The organism is Krasilnikovia sp. MM14-A1259, assembly GCF_047159535.1.
Taxonomy (GTDB): Bacteria; Actinomycetota; Actinomycetes; order Mycobacteriales; family Micromonosporaceae; genus Actinoplanes.
Map to the genome: position 1 here is coordinate 4,921,426 of NZ_BAAGAJ010000002.1, position 26,290 is coordinate 4,947,715.

A 26,290-nucleotide genomic window follows, 5' to 3' on the forward strand; every position below is an offset into this window, starting at 1 on the left:
GCCGTAGGGGCGGCCCGCCGCGGATCGAGAAGTCTGCAGGGATGCGCTATGCAGTGGCGGCCAGGATTCAGACGATCTCGTAGAAGTCGCTGTAGTGGTCCGGGGAGTACCAGGTTTGCCCGGTGCTGGCGTCGACGACGATGCGGTAAGCGTCGCGGTGTGCGCCACAGGCGCGCGGATAGACGTCGTACTCCCAGAACGTGTCGTTGCCGGGCAGTTGTGCGTCGTCGTTGTCATACTCACCGCCGGCGAAGCTGCATTGGCCGGCTGGCCAGTCGTACCAGCCGCGCCGGGTCGGCCAGCCCAGGCCGGACCAGCCCTGGTAGGCGGTCTGCGCGCCGGCGCAGCCGGCGATGTTGCAGGTGTCGTTGACTGCGGCGTGGGCGGCTGGCGCGTACGTCACGATCGAGGTGACGGCAAGCGCGGCGCCGAGCGAGACGCGGCGCAGCCACTCATGGAGCGCGATGGTCATGGGTTTGCTCCAATGCAGTGTCCGGGTGGCATCGAGGACCGAGAGTGTCAGCCGCGGGTTGCATCAGGCCAAATCCGGGGAAAACGCTCGCCAAGGCCGATCGGGCGTTGGCGTGACACGAACGGGTGCTCGCGGGCTCACACCGCGAATCCGCCGGTCTTGCCTGTCCTCGGCCGAGGTTCTCGACGCCGGCTGAGCGGTCGCCACGCACCGGGGCCTTCTCGTCGCTCAGCACCCGATCGACAGATGCAACGGATCTCCCGAGGACGACACCTGGACCGACGGGTACGGTCACCACGTCGGTGACCAGGTCATCGCAGCCGTCGCTGCGCGGTTGCGGCGGACCCTGCGGACCACGGACCGGCCCGGACGCTACGGCGGCGAAGAGTTCGCAATCCTCGTGTCCGAGCCTGTTCCATCACCGGCCGAACGACTGCGGCAGGCCGTGGCCACAACCCCGGTCGCGACCGACGTGGGTCCGGTGGCAGTCACCATCAGTCTCGGCGTCTGCGTATTCGACGCCGGACAGATCGGTCTCGCCGAGGCGCTCAACCGGGCCGACGCCTCCCTACACCAGCCTAAGGAAGGCGGACGCCACCGCGTGGCGTGCGACCGCGCCGCGCCACCGGTGAACACCATGGACCTGCTCGTGGAACCCAGCTGAAGGGCCGCCACGGTCAGCCTTGGCAGCACCCGTTCGGATGAGATCCGCTCCGTTATTGCCTCAGTTGACTCCGGCGCGAACTTCGGCTTCACGTTCGACGAGCAGGGGGACGAAGTCGCGGACACGGGCAGTGTCGAAGCGTTGGCGAGTCTCGGCGACCCACCGGCCGCTGTGGTGTTATTCAGGTCTGGAAGGCGAATTTAGAGCGCGGTGACCGCCTGATGCATCGCTTGGCCCTCTGCCGCGGCTGCCCGCTGCTCAACTACCGCGCGTTTGGGCACGCCCTGCATACAACTGACGCGCGGATTCAGCACGGTCACTGTGTGAGGTTGATGACCCGTCGTGGTTGCTGGTCGGTGAGCGGCCATGGCCGGCGGGAGGGGGTGGATATGCCGAGGGTGTCCAGTCGGTGCAGGATTACGCCTTCGCGTAGCGCCCACGGGCATATCTCCAGCTCGCTGACCTCCAGCGTTCGCATCGCCGCGCCCGCCACCAGCGCGCCGGCCACGAGCTGGTGGGCGCGGCTGCGACTGACTCCGTCCAGGCTTGCCAGGTCGGCCGATGCCATCCGGCTGATGAAACCGAACAGCAGACGGAGTCCGACATCGGTGAGGGTCTGGCGGGCTGGCAGACGGGCACCGGACGGGGCGGCCCCGGCGAGGCGCGCCAGCGAGCGGAACGTTTTGGATGTGCCGACGGCGAGCTCGAATGGTCCCGCTTGCCGTATCTGTCGGGCAACCGGCCTGAGGATCACGTCGAGGTCCTCGGCGAGGGCATCGATGTCGCGCCTCGCGGGTGGATCGCCGGTCAGCCGCTGCCGGGTGAGTCGGCCGGCACCCAGCGGCAGCGACAGCGCCACTTCGGGGTCCTCGTCGCGGCCCGCGGCCAGTTCCAATGATCCGCCGCCGATGTCCAGCACCAGTAGCCGTCCGGCCGACCAGCCGTACCAGCGGCGGACCGCCAGGAAGGTGTAGCGGGCCTCGTCCTCACCGGACAACACCTCCAGGTTGACGCCGGTCTCCGCGCGTACCTGTGCCAGAACGGCAACGGAGTTCTCCGCGTCGCGTAGCGCCGAGGTCGCGAAGGCCAGCAGCTCCTCGCAGCCCGCGATCGTCGCGGCCGCCTTCGCCCGCGCCACGGCACGCACCAGTCCGCTGGCTCCCGCTCTCGTCAGCTGCCCGGCCTCAAGGTGCTCGGCGAGCCGCAGCTCCGTCTTCTCCGAATGCATGGGGTTGGGGTGACCGCCCCGGTGTGCGTCGACGATCAGCAAATGCACGGTGTTCGAGCCGACATCCAGCACGCCGAGTCGCATGACAAGAAAGTTAACTCCGTAACGCGAATGCCGCGGTGGTCGCATCGTAAGAGTTCATCCGCTGTTCAGCGACGGTTCCTCTGTGGAACATGGTCCGAATGCGGGCCTTCGCCTTCGGTGACACTCCGCTGTCGGCGTCACTGCTCGGCGAGCATCTCGACGAGCGCCGCGCCGAACTGCGTGCGACGCGCCCGATCGGGCGCGTGGTCGTTCCGTCCGACGTCGTGGCGCTCGCGGTACACCTCATGGTCAACACCGCCGTGACGGGGGCGACGTACGACATCGACAGCGGTCAGCGGCTTGTCTCCCGCTGAGCCGTGGGATGCCAGTGGACCGGACCGCAGGCCGTGATCGACCAGAATCATCCCCGTTGGCGCGAAAAGGCCCACACCGCGTCGGGCCGAAAGTCTCTATTGGACCGCAGGCCGGCGCTGCCAGGCTGGCGCTGAATGCGACCGGGGCGGATGCGCCCGGAACAGCGTCCGGCGGCGGCGGTCCACGACCAGGCCGATGCGCCCGGCCGGACACAAGGGGACCTGAGGTTCCAATTCCGCCGTCACATGAAGCGAAATCGGTCCTCAGGCGAACGGTTCCGGCTGGCAAGCCGGCGTCATCGAAGGAGGAATGATGGATTTCTCGGAACGGCTCGACGCGCTCCAGCAGCGCGTTTCGGCGACCACGGCATCGGTGCAGGCGGCCGCTGCCGAATCCCGTGAGCAGCTCAGTAAGCGCATCGATCAGGCCCATGCAGACCTCGACCGAGCCAGCAAGAAGGCCCAGCAACAGGCCGACCAGACCGAAGCCGAGGTGCGCACCTGGTGGGCACAGGTCAAGGTCGATGCAGCGGCCAAGATGGCCGAAACCAGAGCCAAGCTCGACGAGCGGGGCCGGCAACTCGATGTCAAGGCCGCCACGACCGATGCGGACTGGTTGGAGGCCGACGCCGCGGACGCTCTCGACTTCGCAGCGTGGGCGGTCGACAACGCGGAGCTGGCGATCTTGGACGCGATCGGCGCCCGCGCGTACGCCGACGAGTTGGCGGCATCCCGCTCCTAGTCCGCCGCCGGTTGCCCATGCCACATCGGCCGCGAGGGCGGCGCGACGGCCGGGACCTGCTGCATGCGACGACAGCTGTTAGGGAGGTGTCCGATGACGAGTGAGGTGCGGGCCGCCGACCAGGCGCGGAACTCCGGCCGGCCCGAGGTACGGGAGTACTCGGGCGTCTGGTGGTGGTTTCTGATCCTCGGAGTGCTGTGGACGTGGTTCGGCATGTTCGTGCTGTCCTACCGGGTGGGCAGCATCGCCGCGGTGGCCGTGTTCGTGGGCGTGGCTTTCGTGTTCGGCGGCGTCAGTCAGCTGATCGTGGCCACTCGCGTCCAGGGTTGGCGCTGGCTGTTCATCGTGGCCGGCGTGCTGGGCGTGGCCGCGGGAATCCTCACCTTCGTGTGGCCCGGCGAAACCCTGTACGTCGTGTCGGTCCTGGTCGCCTGGTACCTGATCATGTTCGGTGTGATCCACCTGGTGGACGCGCTGGCCGGCCCGAAAGGGCCATGGTGGTGGACCGGGCTGCTGCTCGGCATCGCCGAACTCACGCTCGGGGTGTGGGCGGTGCGTTCCTGGCAGCGGTCGCTGGTGACGCTGGTGGCACTGGTTGGGGTATGGGCCATCTTCCACGGAGTGCGCGAGATCTTCGCTGCCTTCGCCGTCCGCCAAGCCGGCGGGCGAGCGGAACGGCTCGTCGCCTGACCGACACCGGTGTGGGCATCGCGGACGTGCGGTGTCCACGCCGAGGCGGGCCTCGGTGCGAAAGCCCGGCGCGTGCCGTCCCTGGCAGGCGCCGACCGGGTTCCGACAGAGAGGAATTGCCTGACATGACCACGCTCGATCAGCAGGCCGGGAACGCCGTCCGACCGTTCACCGTACAGATCCCGAAGGATGCGCTCGATGATCTGCGTCCCCGCCTGGCGCGACGCGCTGGCCGAGCAGAGAGATGGTCGGCGACCGCTCGCAGGGCGTGCAACTGGCCACGATGCAGGCGCTGAGCGAGTACTGGGCGACCGCGTCGAGGCTGGCACCTCGTCCCGGGATAGCCGGGATCGCGCGGAGTTGCCCCGCGGCACCCCGAGCGGCGGCCCATGAACAGGGCGCCGTCCCCCGCTCCGTTCGGCGGCACCGCGGCAGGCGACGCCGGTACCCCCTGAACCCTTGATCAAGCAGTGACAGGCGGGGCCGCGGCGTCGATGTGGCCCAATGTTGTACGCTCCCCCACCTTGATCAACGGGGAGGTAAGTCAACCCATGCTGCGCAAGTTCGTACGGGCCATGACCGCGGTCCTGGCCGCGCTGGGTGGCGGCCTGCTGGCCGCGTCGCCAGCCCATGCCGTGAGCTACCGGGACCTGAAGTGGGTCCAGTACAACAGCTGCGTCTACGCCTACGGCGACCCGCTTGAGGACATCTACCTCAAGCGTTGCAACACGACGCCCGCCGCCAACGGCAACTGGTCGGTCACTGTCCTCGGCAATCACAACAACCACGCGTTGTGGGTGCTCACGCGGCAGGGCGGCACCTGCCTCGGCGTGGACGGCGACGCCAAGTACAACTACCTCTACAGCTCCTGCGACCCCCAAGGCTCCAAGAACGTGTGGGAGGTCTTCCCCACCACGTACGGCGTCGATCCGGTCAGGACGTCGTACGTGCTCAAATCGTTCGGCGCCTTCCAGTCATGGGGTGTGCACAAGTGCCTCACGTTCGCGGATCGGCCGAAGCTGGGCGCCTGCAGCACGTCGAGCACGTCCGACATGATCTACCGGTGATCACGTCCTGATTGTCCGACCGTAGGCCGAAAGCCCGGGTATGATCCTTGTCCTCACGGATGAGGGCCCGGGCCTTCGGTGCTTGGGTGGTCAGTTCGGGCGGGTACCTGTGGGTCGCCGCAGTCCTCCTGGCCACCACCGTCCTGATCACCACCGGTCCGCGCGAGCCGGAAGGTCATGGGCGACGTACGCCTCGCGGCCCTGACCGGGCTTCTACTTGGCACCCTAGGATGGACTGCGGTCATCCTCGGCGCGATCCTGCCCTACCTACTGGCACCGCGACTACGAACGCCTGCCAGAGCACCACGCCGCTGGAACAGACCCCTGGCGGTAGGTACTTCGACGACAAACTGTTGTTCGAGGAAGGCTCACCGGTGAGCCGGGACCACGCCTTCAAGGTGTGGTCCCGGCTGTCCGAGCGCTACGCGCAGCAGGCGCAGGGCGACACTGCGTGGTCGCACTCGCCCCGCCCGGACAGCATCTGGAATACGGCGGAACGGTCGGCGCTGGAGGCCAACCCCGACGTCATGAAGATCACCGTGATCGAGGTCACCGACCGCGTCGAGCGTAGGCCCTGCCAGTATGGATCTGTGTTGTTGAGTTCGGTGATGCGCAGCGTTGGCAGGCCGACTGCTGTCGCTCCGGCAAGTTCGCCGTCCCTCCGCGCCGCCGGACGCAGACGTAGACGGCAGGGTCGATGCCGGGCAGGCCGGTGGCGGTGAGGTTTGATGGTCGCTCGGGCTTGGCCACTCCCACGTCGCAGGAGAACACGCCGACGTCGAAACGGCTGACCAGGCTGCATAGCCCGGTGTCCACATCCTGGGGGAAGCTCAGTTCTGTCAGTTCTGTCAGCCGCTTCCCGGCCGAATCCCACCCAGGCGCGACCGCCGTACCGGCGCTCGGACGCCATCCGGGATGAGGACAGCGGGTGGGGCATCCCGGCCGCTATGGTGTCGTTTCTGATCTTGCGCAAGGAGAGCGACGTTGACCGACAATTCCTGGGGTACGGGCGAGCCTGACGAGCCAGCCGAGCGCGCCGCGCCCGCGCCGGGCGGCATCCCCGCATCCCCGCCCTACGGATCCAGCGGCGCGCCCCAGGGAATTCCCACGCAGCCCAGCTTCCCGACGCAGCCCAGCGCCGGGGGACCTCCCGGTCATTCCGCGCCGCCGCCTGGGTACGGCGTTCCGCCGGGTTACCCGATGCCGCCCGGCACGCCTCCACCCGGGTTCCAGGCCGGGATGACCGACCCGCTGATCAGCGCCAACTTCGCCGGCTGGTGGGGCCGTGGCTTCGCTCTGTTGAAGGCCGTCTGGCGGCCGATGGCGCTGGTTCAGCTGGTCTGGGTGATCCCGGTGCTGGTCGTGCTGATCGCGGTCCAACTTTCCTTCATGGACCGGCTCAATGACGCTGCCGCCTCCATGGACCAGCTCAATGAAGCCGCCGCCTCCGCTCAGCGCGGCGTAACCGCCAACATCGACCCGGGCAGCCTCTTCATGCCGCTCCTGGTGCTGATCCCGGCGTTGCTCGTCGCCGGGCTGGTTGGCCTGGTGGTGAGCGGGGCGACCTACCAGCTCATGATCCAGAGGGTGACCGGGCAGCCGGTGTCGATCGGCGCCGCGCTGATGGCCAGCCTGCGTCGTGTTCCGGCGCTGCTCGGCTGGGGAATCCTCGGCGGCATGGCAGTAACGCTCGGGTTCATCTGCTGCATCCTGCCGGGCTTCTACGTCGCCGCGGTGGTGTCGATTCTGACAGCCGTCGTCATGGTGGAACGCGGCAGCGGCGTCGGCCGCTGCTTCCAGCTGTTCAACGCCGACCTCGGCACGTCGATTTCCCGCATCGCGACAATCGCCGGCCTCGGAATCGGTGTCAGCGTTGTGTCGTCGATTGTCACGTCCATCGTCGCAGCGATCTCCGGCGGCACCGGCGGGTTCGCCGTGCAAGGCCACGTGACCGCCGCCTCGATCATCGCGCAAGCGGTGGTGACCTGCCTCTTCTCGGTCATCTCTGGAACGCTGTTCCCGCCGCTGCTGCTCACCGCGTACGCCGACATGCGTGCCCGCACCGAGCCGTTCTCCACCGCGTACCTGATGCCGACCGCCCCCACGGCACCGACAAATCCAACCTGGTAATCCCTGATCCACCGGCGGCCAGCCGAGACGACACGCCGGCCGCCGGGTGGACCCGGTGGCTCGGGGCGGCATGGTGCCGTCCGCGCGCGCTGCCAGACAAGCGCCCGTCGCGCGCCGTGGTTGGCTTCCTGCGCCGGTCGATACCATGAACTGGCGATGAGCGCCCACGCGATCGTGCTCCGGCGACGTAGGTGGAAGCTGAGCTCCGCCGTCCCGACCGCTCCTGGCTGCGACGCAAATGGTGAGCGTCCCTCTGGGCGTTGCCGGACTATACAGGTGTGGCTGAACAGAACGTCGTGGCTCGGACGTCGAACCTCCCTGCCAGCGCGGGGCCTCGGGAAGCGCTCGTCCTCGACGTGGAACACCCCTACAGTCCGGCGTTGAGGGTGGAAGTCGCCGGGCATGGCTTGCTCGCGCTGCGCCAGAACGACACGGTCGCGTTGATGGCCCGGATCGATGTTGATCTCTTCGGTGTTGAGTACGCGGTGACCGGCCAGTTCTGTTCGCCTATTCCGCCGATTCGCGCTGCTTATGCGGCGTCCCTTGGAACCGAAGATCCAAGCGGAGTTCGGCAGGCGCGGTGGGCGCACCACTGTCCGCGGCCTGCGCCAGCGCCGCGGTCACCTTGTCTGCCTGGACCTTCGCCGAGTCAGCCGCCTTCTTCGCCTCGGCCACAGCCGGGCCGTCGTCAGCACCTGCGCAGTATGCGACCTGAGCGAGCGCGCGTGGCGAGCTCGGCATGCCCGCCCGGCCCGCGACCCGAGAAATCAACGACCGCTCATGCCGCTGATCGTGCGTGGTCCTTCGCGAACGGAGGTCATGTCATCTCGTTCGGCGACAGGGTGAGGTTCAGCAGCGTTAGGCCGTCGACCGGACGAAATCCGGCTGTCGTGTAGAGGGCCAGTGCGGGGGCGTTATCCGTTTCGGTTTGTAACGACACACGTAGCGCCCCAGCGGCGCGGGCATGGTTGATGGTGTACTCAAGAAGTTGGCGGGCGATGCCGGCGTGGCGGTAACGGGGCGCGACGTACAGGTCTCGGACCGACCAGACGGTGCCCAGCATCAAGGACCCCGGCACGATCGTGGTCGTGATGAACCCGCAGACATGGTTCCTATCGTCTGCGGCCGCAGCAACGGACATCCGCTGTAGGACCATTTGCTCGAGCAACCATGCCTGAGTGGCTGCGGGCGACGGGGGCTGACCGTACTGGTCGCGGTATTCCTCGAACAGGGCGGCTACTTGCCCGAAGCCGGGGTGGGAAGGCGTCATCGGCAGGACCGTCACAATCACCGCACCAGTCTCGCCGACGGGACCAGCAACTCGTGCAGATCCGTTGGCCAGCTCACTCTCTTGCCCCCGATCGGGCGCGGCGCTCCGTGCCTCGACGGCAGGCGTTCACCTGCAACGGCACGACGTACCCACCGCTGAGCCGAGGCACGGCGGGATCCGACGCCGCTCGTCGGCGCTGAAAATCGATGGTCGCGGCGCATACCCTTGCCGTGTGAGTTTTGGAACCTACGCCCGCAAGGTGACAGTTGGTTCATTGTCCTACGGACGACGGATCAACGCCTTGGCGGGCTGCGTCCAGCTCTATCGACCGCTGGGCTATCTAGCGACGTTCAGCTATCTGAACCAGGTTGCCGGGCCCTTTCGTCGTGACGAGGCCGCGTTGCTCCGAGCGCTGGAAATGCTGACGGTGAGCCGGGAACTGTGGCTAGCAGAAGTCGACGCGTATGCCACCCGCCGGAAAGAAGCCAAACGGATCGGGTGGCGCACTCCGCGATCGTCGGACACCAACCCGAGTCTGCCGACCTGCTGGTACGGCGATTCGCGCCGGGCTGCGACCTTCACCCTGGGCTACCTGCTGAGGAAGCCGGATCGGATCATCTATGCAGATGCCGATGTCATCCGCCTCGCATGGTCTGTCCTGGAGGCACCCGGGGATGGCAATCGCGTACCGCCTGAACAGTTGAGCGTCCTTCGAAAACGGCTCGAGCGACTCCGTGAGGCATCCGGCTGGCCCAACGTTGACTGGCCCAACTGGTACAAGGCCAACCAGTCTCTTTGGGTCCTCCGTCAGATCTCCAACGCGACGGCATAGAGGCGAACTTATCTGCCGCCGATCGTGCTTGCTGGCCGGTGAGGTCGTCACTGTGCGTGCAACTCGCGTTTGGGTTTGGGGCACTTCGGGAGTGACTAATGGCCAAGGGCTCATCCCGGATGGTTGGGTTCTGGCCTGGACTGGATCCTGATTGAGTGACGACGGTCGTTGAGGACATGGTCTGCACGTGGACTCCGGATGACTTCTGGCAGGTGGCACGGCGAGAGATTCCGGTACCAGCGGCGCGGCCGCAGGGCGGCGGGAAACGGCGCGCCGACGATCGGGCGGTGCTAGCCGCGATCGTGTACCTGGTCCAGGCCGGCACAAACCGAGGGGTCTGCTGCACCGATTGGTGACAGGTGTAGTCACGCGGCCTGACTGGCCGGTGGGGTCATGATGGTCTCGAACTCGATAGGGGTCAACCGGGACAGCGATCGCTGGCGTCGGCGGCGGTGGTAGGTCCGTTCGATCCAGGTCACGATCGCGATCCGTAGCTGTTCGCGGGACCTCCACGGGTGTCGGTCCAGGACGTTGTTCTGCAGCAGGCCGAAGAACGATTCCATGGCCGCGTTGTCCCCGGCCGCGCCGACTCTGCCCATCGAGCCGACCATGCGGTGGGCTTCGAGGGCCCGGACGAATTTCCTTGATCGAAATTGCGACCCGCGGTCCGTATGCAGTACGCAGCCGGCCAGATCGCCGCGTCTGGCGGCCGCGTTGTTGAGTGCGGCCACGGCGAGGCGGGACTTCATCCTGGTGTCGATGCTGTAGCCGACGATCCGGTTCGACCAGACGTCCTTGATCGCGCACAGGTAGAGCTTGCCCTCCCCGGTGCGGTGCTCGGTGATGTCGGCAAGCCATAGCCGGTTCGGGCGCTGCGCAGTGAAGTCCCGGCGCACAAGGTCGTCGTGTACCGGCGGGCCGGCCTTCCCGCCCTTGCCACAGCGTTTGCGTTTGCCGAACGCGCTCCACCAGCCGTTACCGGAGCAAATCCGCCACGCGGTCCGGTCCGCCATCGACTGCCCAGCCTGGCGGGCCTCGTCGGCCAGGAACCGGTACCCGAACTCCGGATCGTCACGGTGAGCGTCCGCGAGCGCATTGGCTCGGTACGCCTGCGTGACCTCCGAGGTCGTGACCGGCCGGGCCAGCCACCGGTAATAGGGCTGACGAGCGATGTTCAGTACCCGGCACGTCACCGCGACGGGGACACCGTCCGCGGCCAGCTCGCTCACGAGCGGGTAGACCCTTTTCCCGGCAGATTCGCCTGCGACAAGTACGCCGCGGCCCGGCGCAGGACCTCGTTCTCCTGCTCCAGCAACTTGTTCCGGCGTCGCAGTTCCCGCAGCTCCACCGACTCGCTACGGGTCACACCAGGCTTCGCACCGGCGTCGACGCCGGCCTGACGCAGCCACTTGAACAACGTCATCGGATGGATCCCGAAGTCCTTCGCGATCTGCTCGACCGTCACGCCGGGGTCACGCTCACGGGCAACCCGCACCACGTCGTCGCGGAACTCTTGGGGGTAAGGCTTCGGCACAGGGACATCCTCCCAGCTCACCGCCTGGGCAAGCCATCTCAGGTGTCACCTATCGGTGCAGCAGACCCGAGATCAGAATCAGGCCATCCGGGACTGGGCCGCAAAGAACGGCTATGAGGTGTCCGAGCGAGGTCGCATCCCCAGCGCCGTCGTCGAAGCGTTCCACGCCAAGCGGTAGCCCCGCTACCCGTCCGGGCGGACCGTCACAGTCGTCGACCGCGCGCTCGACTGGGTCAACATCGACGCGCAACCGTCGCAGAGGTTCGTCGTGGACGAAGACCGTGGATCGCGAGGATCTCATGGTCGTCGCGGACGCCGCTGGGGGACGCGATCGAACCGATTACCAGCAGATCTGGTGTCACCAGATGCTGATAGCGGTGCTGGTGGCCCGGCTGGCCGCCCAATGTGCTCCAAGCCAATCATCCTCACCCAACGATGACCGGAATCAGCCGGAGCTCCTGAATCCGGTTCATCCACCGATGAGGAACCGTCGTGGGGGTTCCGGACATCCCTGCGAATCATCGGGCCGTGTCCGGCATCCGCTCCCCATCTGGTCAGTGACGCAGCGCCCCCCAGACCCGCACCGCCGCGAACCGGCCGAACGGAACGCCCTGCGGTGAGCCGCGCGCATCATCGGCCGCAGATGAATGCCGCGGTCGACGGTGGTCTTCTGCTGCGCCGAGTCGCTTCCGCCGCCGTGGTTGGACGAGTTTGAGCGGGTCTGGATTCGGACCGCGAAGACCACCCGGCCGATGACCAAGGGCGGCCACGTGGTGCACTACGCTACGCGTTCCCGGAGCGGGTCTTGCGGACCAGCATGTACCCGTAATGGGGCTCCGCGCCTTCGGGAGGGGTACTGCCTTGGAATACCGGGGCGAACCCGGTGGCGGCGAAGCGTTCCTCCATCTCTGCTGCCGAGAGCCAGTACCGATCGAAGTCGAGGCCGAGACTGCCGACCCGGCTGCCGGGACCGTTGCGGTGCAGGGTGCCATCGCCGTGTTTGAAGGCCGCCACCAGGTATCCGCCCGGCTTGACGACTCGGGCGAGCTCGGCGAACGCACGTGCTCTGGCGCCCGGTGCAAGGTAGATCAACGAAAACCAGCACACGACCCCGGCCAGCGACGCGTCCTCGAACGGCAGCTCACGCAGATCAGCAACCTCGTAGGCGAAACCCGGGTGCTCGCGCCGCGCCACCTCGACCATGCCAGGCGATAGGTCCACCCCGCGCGGCAACAGACCCCGGCCCGCGAGGTACGGAAGAAGCCGTCCGGCGCCGCAACCCACGTCCGCGACCTCTGTACCCACGACCAAGGTCAGCTCGGCGAACAGGTCAAGCATCGCCCGTTCCACCGGCATGCGTTCGAGCACCCCGACCAGGTTCTTCGCGTACCACTCCGCAAGTACGTCGTGCGCATCCCGTAGTTCCTCGGTACTGGCGTCCATGCCCGCTACCTCCCCGTCACCGGCCGTCGCGCGGCGAATCTACCGCTGGCTGCCGGAGTGAACACCGAAGGAACCGTTCGTACTCGCTGGAGAAGGCTCGCCGTCCAAAACGGTGCGCGCGAAGCCCTCGCCGAGATCGGTCACGGACGCGAGGTGGCCCTCAACCGCGTGGTCGCCGAGGACCACGGTCGGCAGACGGACCAGCGATACGCGCACCTGCTGTCCGGGCATTCGTCGGACGGTCACCGACTCGCTGATCGGCATGTGTCGGCCTGCGCTGTCACCGCCGACGACACGACGGTGATCCCGAAACCCGTGTCGACCAGGAAGTGGTACTCGTCGCCACCGACTCGTGGGCCGGCGCCGATGTGGCCGAGGTTGATCACCGAACATCATGGCAACGCGCCGGCTCGCGGCTGAAGAGGGAACGGCGCCCCGATACTCTTCGGTCATGCCGAACCGCTTCTATCGGCGTCGTTGGGACGAGACCCGAGGCGATGAGTTCGACGGCTGGGGTCGCTCAGTCTGGTATTTCGAGGTTGGCGAGGACGGCTGGCCCGTCCGTCAGGTTGAGGTCTACGACGTAGGCCGTGTTCTCCGCTATGGCCCCGGACACGGCGAGGATCGCTACGGAGGTCTCGGCCAAGCAAGCCTTTACGACTCGGACGAGGACTGGCGGGCCTTCGGAATCACGGAAGCCGAGTTCGAGCGAGTCTGGGACGCGGGCGGCGAGTGAGAGCTCGGCCGTTCGGCGGCGTCCGGGCTGCGGGGGTTGAGTGTTTGCTCCCCGCGTTGATGGATAGCCGGGAGGTGCATCATGTCGCCGATGGATGAGCAAGCGAAAGCGTTGGTCGAAGCGGGCTGGCAGGCTGTTCGGGACGACGAGCGGGTGCGTGTTGAGCTGCTGGAGGCGGCCTACGCCAAACACCGCCTGCGGCGGCTGTATCCGTGGACGGGGATGGGTGAACTACATGTCAGCCGTTGCACTGAGTGGCCCTGGACGTGGGATATCTTCTATATCGAGCCGGCTGCGGGGGCCTACCGGGTTTCCGGGCCCAGCCGAAGCGAGACCATCGGTCCGGCGACTACTGCACAAGAGGCCGTCGCGATGGTGGTCAGACGCCTTCCATCTGGCACCGTCGCCGCGTTCGTCGGTACCCGTGACCAACTCGCTGCCTACGAGGAAGAAGGATCTCGGAAGCGGGCTGACTGACCAGCGCGATACACGATGCCGACCGTGTCCTGGGTCTGAGCAGCGGCCACTCACATTGGCGCGATCGGCCGGACCGGCCGTATCAGCAGCTCGTCGCGCTGCGTAGCGATCATGTCGCGGCTGAAGAGGATGTCCGGTGAGCTTCATACTGACGTCATGGCTAACCCGCCCGAGGACCTTCCAGTGCTGGTCATCGATGGTGCCAGCTTCTCGGACCTTGCAGGATTCGCCCGCGAGTTTTCCCGGCTGCTCTGTCACCACACGTGGCGGGGGAACCTGGACGCCTTCAACGACATCCTCCGCGGAGGCTTCGGGACACCCGAGAACGGCTGGGTACTGAAGTGGCTTGACTCCGAGTCGTCCAGAACCACGCTTGGCTACGAGGCGACAATCGGATGGCTGGAAGACGTGCTGCTCACCTGCCATCCGACGAACCGGCCTCAGGTCGAGGCCAGGATCGTCCAGGCCCGGCGGGGGGAGGGGCCCACACTGTTCGACCAGATCGTCGAGATCATCCGTTACCACGGCCCAGGTGGTCCCGAATCCGAGGACGGCGTCCACCTGGATTTGCGATGATCAGCGTCGGATACCACCAAAGTTTGGCTGGCTCGATCAGGCAGCCTGGAGCGCAGACGATTCGGCGACTGCCGTCGGTTACAGCCAATCGTTCCGCCGGTGCACGCATATGCCGATGGGGGATGCGTGCCGCCGCGCCGCCTGGGTATCTTCTTGAGCGTGATCACCCGTTTGGGCCACGGCACATCGGGGGCGATTCGACGCTTCGCCGGATGGGTGGCGCGCGGCTCGGTCGGCCATCCCATGCTGGCTCGTATCGACTATGGGGTATGCTGAAGGATTCCCCATCGCAGATGGAGATCTGTTTCGCGATCTTCGCCAATGTTCTCGAACTCGACGAGCGAGGCATACCGACCAGCGAGAAAGTACGCTGATCGACGGGCGGCCACTTGGTTGTACCGGTACTGCACCGGTGAGCTGCCGCCCGGCGAGGAGTACCTCGAGCATGGGAGTGCGAACCTTTCTGATTGCGGCCCTCACGGACATGTCGATGAGAGGGCGTTTGGGTCGACCTGGTGAAACCATCGTTGGACCTCTCGCTGTACCTTCATGAAGGTGTACGCCGCTGCGTGTGCGCGATGAAATCGTGTAGTCCAGCCCCGAGCTTCCGGGAGAGCCGTGTCCGCCCCGCCGATCCTGCTCGCCTTGGCCGGAAACCGCGCACTGCTTCCAGAACACATCGATGCTCTCTTGGCAATGAACGACCCAGCTTTGTCGCGGGAAGTGGCGCGGGAACAGCACCTTACCCCCGCGCAGATCGACCGGCTTGCCGGTAGTGGCCAGCACGGCATCCTGGTGGCGCTGATCGAGTCAGGCAGCCTCGCGGTGGAGCGCATTCCCAACGATGACGCATGGGCGCTTCTTGCCGCCATCGACCGGGCCGACGCCCCCGACGACTTGCTGCCCAGGCTTGCCAGTTGGCCGGACACCGCAGTACGCCTGGCGCTAAGTGAGCATGCGTCGGAGCGGCCAGACATCGCGTATCTCGTGGCCGACGATGAAAACTGCTCGGTGGCTGCCTGCGCGGCTCGCCTCTGGGAACTTCCCGAGAAGCTGGCGCTGCGGCTATCGGCGCGTGCCGAGGCCTGTGTCCGGGCCACCCTGGCATCGAACGTGCATGCCCCGGGCGTCCTTTTGGCGGGCCTGATATGCAATGGCGGCGAGCCTCGGACGATCCCGTGCCCGCACCGGCCCGACAACGCGGCGGCCACGAGGGAGGTAAAGCTAGTGGCTGCAGGCAATCCCGCCACTCCCGTAGCCGCGATCGAACCGTTGGCAGTCAGACCCGATCCCGCATTGGCACTGGCACTCGCGAGCCGATCAGACTTACGCGACGAGACTTACAGGCACCTTCTGGAGCTTCACGAAAACAGCGTGACGGCTCGCGTCGCGATGAACTGGGCGGCACCTCCCGATCTACTCCGCGAACTCTACGACCTCGAGGCCGGCCGGTGGCGACACTGCGTCCTAGCGAATCCACGCACCCCGCTGGACCTGCTTGTGCGATACAGCCGCGAGGGCGGCTCACCGCCCACTGATAATCACCCGGACCTTGACGGGTTGCTCGTGTTGGCCCGACACGCCGACCCGCGGATCAGGCTCGTCGCTGCTGCGAGCCACAGGCTGCCGGCAGACGTCCGCGCGGCCCTGATCGAGGACGCGGACCTCGAGGTCGCATGCCGAGCTAGCCGCTACTACGCCGTGTCCGCCGAACAGGTCCGTGCACTCGTAGTGCGTTACGGTTCACTCACCTTCTCGCAGGTGGCCGGTCACCCATCTTGCCCGCCCGACGTACTGCTCACCATCGCAACGGATCCGACCAGTTCAGCCGAAGCAATCATCGACGTCGCGGTACACGAGTCGGCGCCACCTGCCGCCTTGGCAGCTTGCCTCAGACATTCCCATGCGGCAGCCGGCATCGCGGGCAGTCCGGCGACGCCGCCGGACATGCTCATCAAACTCGTATCCCATTCGGATCCTGAGGTCCTATGGGAACTCGCGAGAAATCCGAGCCTCCCTGCTACAGCTGGAAATCTCATCCTCAAGGTCCTCGCGACCAGTTGATCGACTGCTCGCCTGCCCCGTACTCATATGCCGCGAACAAGGCGTTGCTATCTCTTCGGCGCTCGGTATCGGCGAAGCAAGGCGGTGATCCGCGCATAGTCGCCGGGCACCGTTCAGTTCCTCCAGCAACTCGTCCGGGCAAGGTTCGTAGAGTTCGCCCCACCAGCGGCATGCCTTGTTGTCCTGCCCCGTCAGGCGCCGCGATCCGGTGCCGTTTCGCTGTGTTGCCGAGCACCTCAGAGCGGTGCCGGGCACGACGGTATTACCGACTACCCCTGGCCGTTGCCCGGCTGATCAGCACGTCGCAGTCGCGCGCCCTGCCGGTGACCCCCGCGGCCTCGTAACGCACGCGGGCCTCCCGGCAGAACTGCTCCGCCGCGCCCGGATCTCCGGTCCGCAGTGCAGCCTGGGCCCGCACCAGCAGCGCGTCGGCCGCCAGGAGCCGATACGACTGGCCGTCGGCCATGCGCAGCGCCGCGGCCGCCACCGCCTGCGCAGCGTGCGGGTCGCCGGACGCCAAGGCCGTCTCGGCGAGCCCGACGCGCCCCTGCACCTCGGAGTGCAGGTATCCGAACTCCTTGCTGATCCGCACCGCCTCCTCGAAGCGGTTGCGTGCGTTCGTCAGCTCGCGCCGTCCGAGCAGCGCGGAGCCGAGAGCGTTCAGGCAGCCCGCCTCCGACATCGAGTCGTTGATCTTTCGGGCGATTCGTAGCGCCTCGGCCCCGTCGCGTACCGCGGCATCGCACTGCCCGCGCCGGCAATGCAGGCGGCTAAGCTCTTCGAGCAGGGCCATCTCGCCGATCGGCGAGGCGATTCCCCGGTAATACCGCAGCGCAGACTCCAGGTGTTCACGAGCGGGCTCGAACTGCTCGAGCTGACGCAACGCTGCTCCGAGGTTCGCCCGATTCGCCGCCGCCGACGGGTGGCGGTCGCTGCCCTCGTTGAGGGCGAGCGCCTCGGTGAGGTATCGCACGGCGCCCGGTAGGTCGCCGGCCTTGGTGCAGGTCGTGCCGAGATCGTTGAGAGTCACCGCCCGGATGTGGGCGAACTCGGGCCCGTCGCTGACCGCCAGCACCCGCCCGTACAGCCGCAGTGCCTCGTCGACGTGGCCCAGATCCGATTCGATCACCCCGAGGTTGTGCAAGAGATAGGTTGCGCCAACGGTCCAGCCGCTGCGTTCGGCTGCCTCCAGCGCCAAGTGATACTCGGCGGCCGCACGGTCGTGCTCGCCGATCGAACAGTATGCCTGGCCGAGGGTCTGCCGCATGGCGGCCTGTGCCTGCTGATCGCCGGCGGCCACCGCGGCCGCCAGGCCGATCTGACCGCTGCGCAACCAGGCCACCGTGTCCCGGCGCTGGAAGAAGTAGCCACGCAGTTGGTCGGCCAGCTGCCAGGAGACAGTCCGGTGTGCGCCCGTCGCTCCGGCCTCAACAACCGCGACCAGGTTGTCGATCTCCTCGTCGAGCCAGCCCCACGCGGCGTCGTCATCCGGGAAGGCGTGCCCGGTGAGGTCGCCTCGAAGGGTAGCCGGACCATCGACGGGTAGACGAGCCGCATCGCGGCCGCTGTCCGCGCCAGATACCACGCGAACAGACGGCCCAGCGCCGCGGATCGCTCGGCGGCGCCGTGTGCTTTCTCAGCGTGGTGCGTCGCGTACGCGCGAAGAAGATCGTGATAGCGGTAGCGGTCCGGCGTCAGCTGCTGCAGCAGGTTGGTGCTGACCAGGTTCCCCAGCGCTGCCGTCACCTCCCGCTCGTCCATCGGTAGCAGCGAGGCCAGCGCGGTCGGCGAGAACTCCGCACCGGGAATGAGCGCGGCTAACCGGAACGCCCGCGCGGAGGTGGGACCCAGAGCGCGATAGCTGAGCTCGAAGCTGGCGGTGACCGCGACCCCGCCGATCCTGAGCTCCTCGATCGCGGAACGCTCGCCGGCCAGGCGGCCCAGCAGGTCGGCCACGGACCGGTCGAGCCGCGCCGCCAGCCGCCCGCCTACGATCCGCAGTGCCAGCGGCAGCCGGCCGCACGCCTCGGCGAGCGCCCGTACGTCGTCCCAGTGGTCCGCAGTCTGCTCCGACCTGGCCCGCGCCGTGAGCATGTCGACCGCTTCATCGATATCGAGCGGCGGCAGCGTAAGCAGCTCGGCATCCTCGAGTTCCACGCACAGGTCACGGCTCGTCGCCAGAACCGCGCTCCCACCCGGCGCCGCCAGCAACGGGCGCACTTGTGCGGTATCGTGGGCATTGTCCAAGATCACCAGCACCCGCCGCTCACTCAGGACGCTGCGATAGAGCCCGGCCGCCTCGTCTGGATCGGCCGGGATGCTCTGGTTGTTCACGCCGAGGGCGCGCAGTAAGCGGGCCAGGGCGTACGCGACATCAACCGGCTGATCATTCGCACCCCGCAGATCGATGTAGATCTGACCGTCCGGGTAGTCGGCGCGCAGGTCGAACGCGATCCGCAGCGCCAGCGCGGTCTTGCCCACGTCCGCCATGCCGGAGATGACACAGCAGACCGCTGCGCCGGCGGCCGGACGGCGCAGCAGTCGACCCAGCCGGGCACGTTCACCGGCCCTGCCGACGAAATCCTGCGGCGGTGCGGGCGCCTGCCACGGCGTGATCTGCCGGCCCCGCGCCAGCGCGACAGGCCGCCGCGGGTCACCGTCGCCGTGCAGCACCGACCGATGAGTCTGCAACAGCTCGGCACACGGGTCGACGCCGAGTTCGTCGGTGAGGCGGCGACGGATGCTGTCGTACACCTCGAGCGCCGCCGCCTGCTGGCCGGTGGCGGCGAGTGCCGTCATGAGCCGGGCGTGCAGCGACTCGTGCCAAGGATGCCTGCGGCAGAGTGTGCGCAGCAGCGGCACGACCTCCCCCTGGCGCCGCAGGGCCTCGGCGAAATGGGCCAGCCGTAGCGCCTCCTCGGCCCGCTGCTGCACTAGCTCGACCACAAGCGGATGACCCTCCAACTCGGGCACGTCGTCCGCCGGGTTCTCGCTGCGCCACAGCGCCAAAGCTTCGGTCAGCACGTCGTATCCGCGCCGCGGATCGACTCCGGGCGACCTGGACTGGGCCAGCGCTTCCCGGAACGCCATCAGATCGAGCCGCTCCTCGCCGGCGTGCAGGGCGTAACCGCCCGGCATCAGCCGCACCGGACTCTCGTCACCGGCTTGCTGCGACGCGCCGAGCAGCCGCCGCAGCCGGCTGATGTGCGACTGCAGGACGTTCGTCGCTGTGGCGGGCTTGTCGTCTTTCCACAGGAGCCCGAGGAGTTCCTCCACCGGGACGGTCCGGCCGGGCGTCAGCGCCAGCCTGGCCAGGACGATCCGGTGGCGGCCCGTGCCGAGGCCGACCGACTGGGACCCCCGCACCAGGCGTAGCGGCCCGAGCAGCAGTATCCGGAGCGGGCCGTCGGCGGCTACCGGATCGGGAGCCGGCCGCTGCGCACCTCGACGGATCGCCGACCGTAGCTCCTGGTCGAGTCGCAGTGCGTCGGCGAGCCGGTCGAGCAGACGTGCCCGCGGCCTACTGCGCCCCTGTTCAAGATCCCGTAGCGCGCCGAGGCTGACGGCCGCCGCGTCGGCGAGTTGCTGCTGGGTCAGGCCCGCGGCGCGGCGAGCCCTGCTCAGCAGAAGGCCCGCATCTGACCTGCGCTGTTCTTTCAATTCCGTCCCCCGTGCAGGATCGCGCGACAGTCCAATTCACACACCCTAACTACTGGTTTCCATGCATCAGTGGATCAATAGCGGGCGCAGTCAGACTCTGCACCAGGCGGCGCCGACAGAGCGTCGCGTCCATCGGGGAGGGACACCGGTGCATCACTCTCGTTCTATTCGTAGGCGGCGGACATGGCTGTCCGTCCTGACACCGATCGCCCTGATTCTCGGTGCGATGACCGGCCCGGCGGCCGCGTCCGCCGATCCAGGCGCGGGAAGCTTCGGCGACGCGCCGTTGCCCTCGTATCCCGGGTTGACGCCGAGCCTGGCACGCATGGCCGCCGACGTTCCGACGACGCCTCTCGAATGCGCCGACAACGGCGCCGACAAGCACCTCACCCGCGACCAGGTGCTCACCCGTGCCCGCAGCTGGTTCGCGGTCGGCGGCGTGCCGTACAGCCAGGATCGTTGTTACCAGAACCAGTACGGCGACTACCGGACGGACTGTTCGGGATTCGTCTCGATGGCTTGGGGACTGGGCGGCAAGGGCAGCGGCCACTGGACCGGGAACCTGCTGGACCGCGCGTACCAGATCCCGCGCGCCAACCTCCAACCCGGCGACGCGTTGCTGCGGCACGTGGGCGACAAGAATCTGGACCACGTGGCGCTGTTCGTTCGGTGGGCCGACGCGGCGCACACCCGGCCGTACGTCTACGAACAGACCGGCTCCCGGGACACCGTCGAAGATGAATGGTCTGAGAGTCAGGCCGCCAACTACACGCCTGTCCGCTACGACAACATCGCCGACGAGACGGCGCGCGATTTCAGTGGTGATGGCGTCGCGGATGTCGTGGCTCGTGACGATGGCTACCTCAGGCTTTACGAAGGTAACGGCTCCGGCGGTTTCAAGTCCGGCTCCGGTGGCCAGATCGGCGGCGCCGGCTGGGGAGGCTTCAGCACCATCTTCTCCCCGGGCGACTTCAACGGCGACGGCAACCCCGACATCCTGGCCCGCGACGGCGGCACCATCCGCTTCTACGCCGGCAACGGCAACGGCGGATTCCTCCCCGGCGGCGGCCAGGTGATCGGCAGCGGCGGCTGGGCCGGCTTCTCCGCCGTCTTCTCGCCGGGAGACTTCAACGGCGACAGTGTCCCGGACGTGATCGCTCGTGACGGCGGCGCCCTGCGCCTGTGGGAAGGCAACGGTCACGGCGGATTCCTCCCCGGCGGCGGCCAGGTGATCGGCAGCGGCGGCTGGGCCGGCTTCTCCGCCGTCTTCTCGCCGGGAGACTTCAACGGCGACGGCTACAACGACGTCATCGCCCGCGACGGCGGCGTCCTCAGGCTCTACGAGGGCAACGGCGACGGCGGTTTCAAGTCCGGCTCCGGCGACCAGATCGGCGGCGCCGGCTGGGGAGGCTTCAGCACCATCTTCTCCCCGGGCGACTTCAACGGCGACGGCAACCCCGACATCCTGGCCCGCGACGGCGGCACCATCCGCTTCTACGCCGGCAACGGCAGCGGCGGCTTCAAGTCCGGCACCGGCGACACCATCGGCTCCAGCGGCTGGGGCAGCTTCACCGCCATCTTCTGACCGGCATCTTCCGATCCGGTTCCAGTGCTGCGGCCGCACCCGTGTCTATACCGCGCGGGCGCGGCCGTTCACCAGCCTCGGCCGAGGACGGCGGCCGTTCTTGCTGTTGCTTACCCCGGTGCTGGCCGCCACCATCCTGGGCGGCGGCTACACCGCGCTGGTCGCGGTCGGCGCCAGCCGGATGGGCATGGGCGACGTACGACTCGCGGCCCTGGCCGGGCTACTACTGGGCACCCTGGGATGGGAAGCGGTCATCCTCGGTGCAGTCTTGCCCTGCCTGCTGGCTGTACCCTTCGCCTTCGTCGCCGTGACCCGAGTGCGCCTCACGGGCGTCCCAAAGCCGCTACCGTTCGGACCCTTCCTCGTAGCGGCAACGATCATCGCCAGCCTGGTCACAAGGTAGGTCACCGGTCACGCCGGTAAGCCCGGCGCCAAGCAGAGCAACTCGACAGCGGGCGCACCGTGGGCTCGCCGAAACATCGGTCAGTACGCGACTGATTCGGCCTTATCCGTGAGGTCGTTGCCTCCCGCACCTAACACATTCATAACGATAAGATCCACTTCACTCGATCCGGAATGGGGGTAAGCCCTGTTTGGGCTCCTAGTGGTCCTTTTGAGCCGGTCGGTCGGGCGCCGAGTTGTCGGAGGGCTGCCTTATCGTGCTCGCACTGATGTTCATGGATCGGGGGCGTTGTGGGCGAGGGGCGTCGGCGGTGGCTGGCTGGGTGTGTGGCGGCTGCGGTGGTCGCGGGAGGCATCGTTGGCCCGGCCTCGAGTCACCCGGCTGCCGCGGCTGCTGCCGCGTGCCCGGGGGTGGCTGGTTCTGAAGCTGAGGCGTCCCGGATGGCGGCGACATGTGATGAGCCGGTCGTGGTCGACGGTTCGCGTACCGAGTATGCGCAGGTGGTGGCTCAGCCGGATGGGCGGATGCGGTTCGAGGCGGGAGTAGTTCCGCAACGGGCTCGTCAGGCAGGCCGGTGGGCCGACGTCAAGCTGGCTTTGGAGCGCGGTAGCGATGGCCTGTGGCGGCCTTCGGTGTCCGTGGCCGATGTGGCGTTCTCCAACGGGGGCCCAGGTCCTATGGCGAGCCTGACTCGCGGCGGTAGGACGGTGACGATGTCGTGGCCTGGCACGTTGCGGCCCCCGACGGTGTCGGGTGATTCAGCGACGTACCCGGAGGTGATGCCAGATGTCGACCTGGTGGTGCGGGCGACGCGGACCGGGTTCGCGCACGCTCTGGTGATCAAGTCTGAGGCGGCTGCGGCGCAGCAAGGTCTGCGTGAGGTCCGGTTCACCTTGGGTGGGGACGCGCAGATCCGTCCGGTGTCGGGTGGGCTGGTCGCGATGGCGGGGAGCGCGGTGGTCGCCGCGACGGAACCGGCAGCCATGTGGGACTCGCGAACCACGACGGCGGCGGCTACGCCGGAGGCGAAGCGACTGCGGGCGTCAGCGTCAGCAGCGACCGCGGTGGACTCGGCGGCGGGTTCGACGCCGTCGGGGGCCGGTGACGCGGCCAGGGTCGCGCCGGTCGGCGTTTCGTTGTCCGGCAAGGACCTCGTGCTCCGACCCGACTCTGCACTGCTCAGTGCCAAGGATGCGGCGTTCCCGATGTTCGTGGATCCGGCGTGGTCGGTGTCAGAGAACAAGTGGGCGTATGCCACGAACAACGGCTCGTCGAACACCGACTACTCCTCAGCCCGGGTGGGCCTGAACCCGGACACCGGGGCCTTGTACCGGTCGTTCTTCCAATTCTCGACGACCGCCAACAACGTGTCGCTGAGAGGCAAGTTCATCCAGTCGGCCCGGGTGGAGATGAACTTGGACCACTCGTGGTCCTGCGACAAGACCGTCACGTCGATGTATGCCACCCCGGCCATTGACGCGACCATGAAGGCCAACTGGTCGAAGATGGGCCTGCAGCAGTTCCTCGACGACGCGTCAGGGCACGCGAACGAGGCAGGCGGCTGCGGACCTGCCCAGGCTGACACCAAGATGCAGTTCCAGAGCGACGCGGTCCGCAACTTCATGCGAACCGCCGCGGATACCGGCTCGGCGGCCGTAACAGTCGGATTCACGGCGCGGGCGAGCGACGGCTCGGGGGAGTCGACGCAGAACCGGTGGAAGAAGTTCTACCCGAAAGACGCGAAGCTGTTCGTCGACTACGACTCCCGGCCCGGGGCGCCGACCTCGTTGAAGGTGGCCACGGTGCCGTGCCCGGGCTCCGGGGTATTGACGGTAGGAACGCTGACGCCGAACTTCTCGGCAGCGTTCCCCGATGCCGACAGGGATGATTCGCTGACCGGTGCGTTCGAATGGATCGAGGTCCCGGCCGCGGGTATCGGTGCGGTGACGGATTCCTGGCCTGGGCGGCAGTCAGCGCCGCCCGCGAAGACGAACTTGACGCCGGGCGCGTTGGCGACGACGGCCACGGTGTCGGTGAGCAAGGACAAGACGTACGCGTTCCGTGCCCGGGGCACCGACAAGGCGCCGTACTCGTTGGCGGGGGCGTGGTCGCCCTGGTGCCAGTTCAAGGTGGATACGTCGGTTCCGGCGGTGACGGCCCGGATGGTGAGTGTCCCGGCGGGGACGGGGTTGCCGGGCCGGGTCCGGATCGAGTCGACAGACTCGGACGTGACGACGTTCCAGTACGGGTGGGGTGAGGCGACCAAGCCGGTGTCGGCGCAGGGTGCGAATCCGAAGTATGCCGAGGTGGACATTACCGCCCCACGGTTCGGGACCAATGTTCTGTTGCTGAAGGCGATCGACGCCACGCTCAACGAGGGTTATGGCTCGGTCGAGTTCACCGTGTCGCGGCCTGCGCCGCCGGTCGCGCACTGGCGTCTGGAGACGTACCCGGGCATCTCTGAAGAGGCGGCGTTGGAGGATGGCGTTTCGGTGCCGGTCAAGTCCGACCTCGCGGCGTCGAACCTCGGCTGGGACGGCGAGAACGCGTATTTGCTGGGTGGGCAGGCGGCGTCCTTCAACGGCGCCTCTTCGCAGGCCACCGCTGCGGCGGTGGTGGACACGACCAGATCGTTCAGTGTTGCCGCCTGGGTACGGCTCGGCGAGGTCCCGGCAGCAGATTTGACCTTTGCTACCCAGGACGGCGGCGACGCGGCCGGGTTCGAGCTGGGGATTCGCCGCACCGGCGGTTCCACACCGTACTGGTCGTTCGCGATGCACGACACGTCGGCGCAGTCGAGCCCGATGCGGGCGGCGACGGCGACCACGCCGGCTGATGTGGGCCGGTGGACGCAGGTGACCGGTGTCTACAACGCGGCGGAGAACAAGCTCGCGCTGTACGTGGACGGGACACTGGTCGCGGCAGCGGATCGGCCTGCCGGGGGTTGGTCAGCGTCGGGAAGCTTCGCGGTCGGGCGCGGCTATGCCTCCGGCGGCGCCACGAGTTGGTGGAAGGGTGACCTCACCGACGTTCAGGTCTTCGACCGGGTGCTGGTGCCGCAGGACTTCACCGGTCAGCGTGCCTCCGAAGTTGGGTCGAGCGGCTTCGACGAACCCGGCATCCTTTCCCCGGTCCGTGTCGGCAAGTGGGACTTCGAGGCGGCCGTCGGCTGCGAGATCGCTGACCTGAGAGACACGTGCGAGGCACCGGACTCGACCAAATGGAACCGGTGGCTGGCCCTGACGCGGGGCTCGGATGTCGGCGCCGGCCGCACGACCAGCAGCGGCGGATTGTGGCTCGACAATAAGTACTTTCCCGCCAACGACGGCACCTCCACGGAAACGACCCACGAGTACGGGCGCAGTGCGATCAAGACCGGCCTGACCCAGCCGGACGACGACGGCAACCAGTTCACGACCTGGCAGGAACGCCCGGTCGTACGCACGGACCAGTCGTTCACTGTGTCGGTCTGGGCGATGCTGGACACGTTGGACGGCGGAGGCCGGACCGTGATCGCGCAGACCGGCGCGCACGAGAGTGCCTTCTGGCTGAAGTACTTCCCGGACAACGGCAAGTGGCAGTTCATCACTTCCGCCCAGGACGACCCCAACACCCAGATGTGGGGGGTCGATTCCAAAAGTCCTGCCCGTGCGGGGAAGTGGACACACCTGACCGGGGTCTTCGACGCCAGCCAGCGGCAACTGCGCCTCTACGTCAACGGAACGTTGGAGAACACGTCGAACCTGCCGTTCACCCCGATGGCGTCATCGGGACCGTTGTTGGTGGGGCAGACGCTGTGGCATGGCGAGCGGATGGATCAGTGGTCCGGCGCCGTCGACGATGTCACGGTGTTGCAGGGTGCGATGACCGATGGGGCGGTATCGGCCTGGTACGACAGGGAGGCCGCCAGTCTGTCGGGTGCGAACGTGCTCGGTGCCGGTCAGCAGCTGAATCAGGACCAGGTCTTGCAGTCGGACAACGGCGAGTACCAGTTGTGGATGCAGAATGACGGCAACTTCGTGCTCTACCACGAGGGGTCCGCGGTGTGGTCCAGCAACACGTGGGGGAACCCCGGCGCGCACGTGATCATGCAACCCGACGGCAACCTCGTGATTTATCGCAGCGACGGTGTCGCGATCTGGGCCACCAACACGGAACGGACCGCCGCGAGCCGGCTGGTCCTCTACGACAACGGTGACCTTCTGCTACTCGACCCGAGCGGCCAGGTCATCTGGCGCGCGAAGAGAACCGGCTGACCCCCTCGGGCGCCCGGGGCTACGAATCCTGTCCTAATGCTTGTTGTAGTTGGTCGTTCCTGG

At 67.4% G+C, this 26,290-nt stretch carries 22 protein-coding genes and 2 pseudogenes; 15 read left to right on the forward strand and 9 right to left on the reverse strand.

Annotation, left to right across the window (positions count from 1 at the left end; all coding sequences use genetic code 11):
* Positions 1 to 67 precede the first annotated feature (67 nt).
* Entirely contained in the window at positions 68 to 472 is a 405-nt protein-coding gene (locus ACMCNK_RS22380; protein ID WP_412738340.1) for a ribonuclease domain-containing protein, read from the reverse strand.
* Between the two features lie 238 nt (positions 473 to 710).
* On the opposite strand from ACMCNK_RS22380, the gene ACMCNK_RS22385 reads away from it, so the two are divergent.
* Positions 711 to 1,136 (forward strand): GGDEF domain-containing protein, encoded by a 426-nt coding sequence (locus ACMCNK_RS22385; protein ID WP_412740951.1) that lies wholly within the window; start codon positions 711 to 713, stop codon positions 1,134 to 1,136.
* Positions 1,137 to 1,196: 60 nt separating this feature from the next.
* Here the strand turns inward: ACMCNK_RS22385 and ACMCNK_RS22390 are convergent.
* Positions 1,197 to 1,289, reverse strand: a pseudogene (locus ACMCNK_RS22390) (three-helix bundle dimerization domain-containing protein); the annotation flags it as partial.
* Between the two features lie 163 nt (positions 1,290 to 1,452).
* A complete protein-coding gene (locus ACMCNK_RS22395) occupies positions 1,453 to 2,448 on the reverse strand; it encodes a hypothetical protein (protein ID WP_412738341.1) in 996 nt (331 codons plus the stop codon).
* Positions 2,449 to 2,546: 98 nt separating this feature from the next.
* Here ACMCNK_RS22395 and ACMCNK_RS22400 point away from each other — a divergent pair, with 98 nt between their 5' ends.
* The 5 genes from ACMCNK_RS22400 to ACMCNK_RS22420 all read left to right on the forward strand — a co-directional run bounded on the left by ACMCNK_RS22400 (position 2,547) and on the right by ACMCNK_RS22420 (position 7,391).
* Positions 2,547 to 2,762 (forward strand): hypothetical protein, encoded by a 216-nt coding sequence (locus tag ACMCNK_RS22400; RefSeq protein ID WP_412738342.1) that lies wholly within the window; start codon positions 2,547 to 2,549, stop codon positions 2,760 to 2,762.
* Positions 2,763 to 3,075: 313 nt separating this feature from the next.
* Complete coding sequence (locus tag ACMCNK_RS22405) at positions 3,076 to 3,504, forward strand: hypothetical protein (RefSeq protein ID WP_412738343.1); 429 nt, start codon at positions 3,076 to 3,078, stop codon at positions 3,502 to 3,504.
* A gap of 93 nt (positions 3,505 to 3,597) precedes the next feature.
* Positions 3,598 to 4,194 (forward strand): HdeD family acid-resistance protein, encoded by a 597-nt coding sequence (locus ACMCNK_RS22410; RefSeq protein ID WP_412738344.1) that lies wholly within the window; start codon positions 3,598 to 3,600, stop codon positions 4,192 to 4,194.
* 551 nt (positions 4,195 to 4,745) lie between these two features.
* Positions 4,746 to 5,261, forward strand: a complete 516-nt coding sequence (locus ACMCNK_RS22415; RefSeq protein ID WP_412738345.1) for a hypothetical protein — start codon at positions 4,746 to 4,748, stop codon at positions 5,259 to 5,261.
* Between the two features lie 1,239 nt (positions 5,262 to 6,500).
* Positions 6,501 to 7,391 carry a hypothetical protein gene (locus ACMCNK_RS22420; protein WP_412738346.1) on the forward strand — a complete coding sequence of 297 codons (891 nt, stop codon included), beginning with the start codon at positions 6,501 to 6,503 and terminating at the stop codon, positions 7,389 to 7,391.
* Between the two features lie 817 nt (positions 7,392 to 8,208).
* Here the strand turns inward: ACMCNK_RS22420 and ACMCNK_RS22425 are convergent.
* Entirely contained in the window at positions 8,209 to 8,682 is a 474-nt protein-coding gene (locus ACMCNK_RS22425; RefSeq protein ID WP_412738347.1) for a GNAT family N-acetyltransferase, read from the reverse strand.
* Between the two features lie 211 nt (positions 8,683 to 8,893).
* Between ACMCNK_RS22425 and ACMCNK_RS22430 the strand changes: the two genes are divergently transcribed.
* Positions 8,894 to 9,493 carry a hypothetical protein gene (locus ACMCNK_RS22430; RefSeq protein WP_412738348.1) on the forward strand — a complete coding sequence of 200 codons (600 nt, stop codon included), beginning with the start codon at positions 8,894 to 8,896 and terminating at the stop codon, positions 9,491 to 9,493.
* Positions 9,494 to 9,858: 365 nt separating this feature from the next.
* Here ACMCNK_RS22430 and ACMCNK_RS22435 read toward each other — a convergent pair.
* A protein-coding gene (locus ACMCNK_RS22435; protein WP_412738349.1) for an IS3 family transposase occupies positions 9,859 to 11,027 on the reverse strand; the annotation gives its coding sequence in 2 pieces (ribosomal slippage) (positions 9,859 to 10,740 and positions 10,743 to 11,027; 1,167 coding nt in all).
* A 64-nt stretch (positions 11,028 to 11,091) separates the two neighbouring features.
* Between ACMCNK_RS22435 and ACMCNK_RS22440 the strand changes: the two are divergent.
* Positions 11,092 to 11,205, forward strand: a pseudogene (locus ACMCNK_RS22440) (histone-like nucleoid-structuring protein Lsr2); the annotation flags it as partial.
* Between the two features lie 605 nt (positions 11,206 to 11,810).
* On the opposite strand, the gene ACMCNK_RS22445 reads toward ACMCNK_RS22440, so the two are convergent.
* The gene (locus ACMCNK_RS22445; protein WP_412738350.1) at positions 11,811 to 12,470 is read right to left on the reverse strand and encodes a class I SAM-dependent methyltransferase; all 660 of its coding nucleotides are present in this window, start codon (positions 12,468 to 12,470) and stop codon (positions 11,811 to 11,813) included.
* A 39-nt stretch (positions 12,471 to 12,509) separates the two neighbouring features.
* On the reverse strand, positions 12,510 to 12,734 hold the full coding sequence (locus tag ACMCNK_RS22450; RefSeq protein ID WP_412738351.1) for a hypothetical protein: 225 nt from the start codon (positions 12,732 to 12,734) through the stop codon (positions 12,510 to 12,512).
* A 187-nt stretch (positions 12,735 to 12,921) separates the two neighbouring features.
* On the opposite strand from ACMCNK_RS22450, the gene ACMCNK_RS22455 reads away from it, so the two are divergent.
* From ACMCNK_RS22455 to ACMCNK_RS22470, 4 genes are all read left to right on the forward strand, one after another.
* On the forward strand, positions 12,922 to 13,206 hold the full coding sequence (locus ACMCNK_RS22455; protein ID WP_412738352.1) for a hypothetical protein: 285 nt from the start codon (positions 12,922 to 12,924) through the stop codon (positions 13,204 to 13,206).
* 90 nt (positions 13,207 to 13,296) lie between these two features.
* On the forward strand, positions 13,297 to 13,683 hold the full coding sequence (locus ACMCNK_RS22460; RefSeq protein ID WP_412738353.1) for a DUF6193 family natural product biosynthesis protein: 387 nt from the start codon (positions 13,297 to 13,299) through the stop codon (positions 13,681 to 13,683).
* Between the two features lie 111 nt (positions 13,684 to 13,794).
* Positions 13,795 to 14,259, forward strand: a complete 465-nt coding sequence (locus ACMCNK_RS22465) for a barstar family protein (protein ID WP_412738354.1) — start codon at positions 13,795 to 13,797, stop codon at positions 14,257 to 14,259.
* 618 nt (positions 14,260 to 14,877) lie between these two features.
* A complete protein-coding gene (locus tag ACMCNK_RS22470) occupies positions 14,878 to 16,323 on the forward strand; it encodes a hypothetical protein (protein WP_412738355.1) in 1,446 nt (481 codons plus the stop codon).
* Between the two features lie 262 nt (positions 16,324 to 16,585).
* Here the strand turns inward: ACMCNK_RS22470 and ACMCNK_RS22475 are convergent, their stop codons facing one another.
* Positions 16,586 to 17,452: a tetratricopeptide repeat protein gene (locus ACMCNK_RS22475; protein WP_412738356.1), complete on the reverse strand. Its 867-nt coding sequence runs from the start codon at positions 17,450 to 17,452 to the stop codon at positions 16,586 to 16,588.
* Positions 17,449 to 19,983 carry a BTAD domain-containing putative transcriptional regulator gene (locus tag ACMCNK_RS22480; protein ID WP_412738357.1) on the reverse strand — a complete coding sequence of 845 codons (2,535 nt, stop codon included), beginning with the start codon at positions 19,981 to 19,983 and terminating at the stop codon, positions 17,449 to 17,451. The genes ACMCNK_RS22475 and ACMCNK_RS22480 overlap by 4 nt, the downstream gene beginning before the upstream one ends.
* A 61-nt stretch (positions 19,984 to 20,044) precedes the next feature.
* Between ACMCNK_RS22480 and ACMCNK_RS22485 the strand changes: the two genes are divergently transcribed.
* From ACMCNK_RS22485 to ACMCNK_RS22495, 3 genes are all read left to right on the forward strand, one after another.
* A complete protein-coding gene (locus ACMCNK_RS22485; RefSeq protein ID WP_412738358.1) occupies positions 20,045 to 21,568 on the forward strand; it encodes an FG-GAP-like repeat-containing protein in 1,524 nt (507 codons plus the stop codon).
* A 100-nt stretch (positions 21,569 to 21,668) separates the two neighbouring features.
* A complete protein-coding gene (locus ACMCNK_RS22490) occupies positions 21,669 to 21,971 on the forward strand; it encodes a hypothetical protein (protein WP_412738359.1) in 303 nt (100 codons plus the stop codon).
* A 779-nt stretch (positions 21,972 to 22,750) separates the two neighbouring features.
* Positions 22,751 to 26,227 carry a LamG-like jellyroll fold domain-containing protein gene (locus tag ACMCNK_RS22495; RefSeq protein WP_412738360.1) on the forward strand — a complete coding sequence of 1,159 codons (3,477 nt, stop codon included), beginning with the start codon at positions 22,751 to 22,753 and terminating at the stop codon, positions 26,225 to 26,227.
* The last annotated feature ends 63 nt before the right edge of the window (positions 26,228 to 26,290 follow it).

What these genes read in the sequence shown, in the direction of transcription:
- ACMCNK_RS22380 (WP_412738340.1), bottom strand. Translation starts at nt 472, where the DNA reads ATGACCATCGCGCTCCATGAGTGGCTGCGCCGCGTCTCGCTCGGCGCC.
- ACMCNK_RS22395 (WP_412738341.1), bottom strand. Translation starts at nt 2,448, where the DNA reads ATGCGACTCGGCGTGCTGGATGTCGGCTCGAACACCGTGCATTTGCTG.
- ACMCNK_RS22400 (WP_412738342.1), top strand. Translation starts at nt 2,547, where the DNA reads ATGCGGGCCTTCGCCTTCGGTGACACTCCGCTGTCGGCGTCACTGCTC.
- ACMCNK_RS22405 (WP_412738343.1), top strand. Translation starts at nt 3,076, where the DNA reads ATGGATTTCTCGGAACGGCTCGACGCGCTCCAGCAGCGCGTTTCGGCG.
- ACMCNK_RS22410 (WP_412738344.1), top strand. Translation starts at nt 3,598, where the DNA reads ATGACGAGTGAGGTGCGGGCCGCCGACCAGGCGCGGAACTCCGGCCGG.
- ACMCNK_RS22415 (WP_412738345.1), top strand. Translation starts at nt 4,746, where the DNA reads ATGCTGCGCAAGTTCGTACGGGCCATGACCGCGGTCCTGGCCGCGCTG.
- ACMCNK_RS22420 (WP_412738346.1), top strand. Translation starts at nt 6,501, where the DNA reads ATGACCGACCCGCTGATCAGCGCCAACTTCGCCGGCTGGTGGGGCCGT.
- ACMCNK_RS22445 (WP_412738350.1), bottom strand. Translation starts at nt 12,470, where the DNA reads ATGGACGCCAGTACCGAGGAACTACGGGATGCGCACGACGTACTTGCG.
- ACMCNK_RS22450 (WP_412738351.1), bottom strand. Translation starts at nt 12,734, where the DNA reads ATGCCGATCAGCGAGTCGGTGACCGTCCGACGAATGCCCGGACAGCAG.
- ACMCNK_RS22455 (WP_412738352.1), top strand. Translation starts at nt 12,922, where the DNA reads ATGCCGAACCGCTTCTATCGGCGTCGTTGGGACGAGACCCGAGGCGAT.
- ACMCNK_RS22460 (WP_412738353.1), top strand. Translation starts at nt 13,297, where the DNA reads ATGGATGAGCAAGCGAAAGCGTTGGTCGAAGCGGGCTGGCAGGCTGTT.
- ACMCNK_RS22465 (WP_412738354.1), top strand. Translation starts at nt 13,795, where the DNA reads ATGTCGCGGCTGAAGAGGATGTCCGGTGAGCTTCATACTGACGTCATG.
- ACMCNK_RS22485 (WP_412738358.1), top strand. Translation starts at nt 20,045, where the DNA reads ATGCATCAGTGGATCAATAGCGGGCGCAGTCAGACTCTGCACCAGGCG.
- ACMCNK_RS22495 (WP_412738360.1), top strand. Translation starts at nt 22,751, where the DNA reads ATGCCAGATGTCGACCTGGTGGTGCGGGCGACGCGGACCGGGTTCGCG.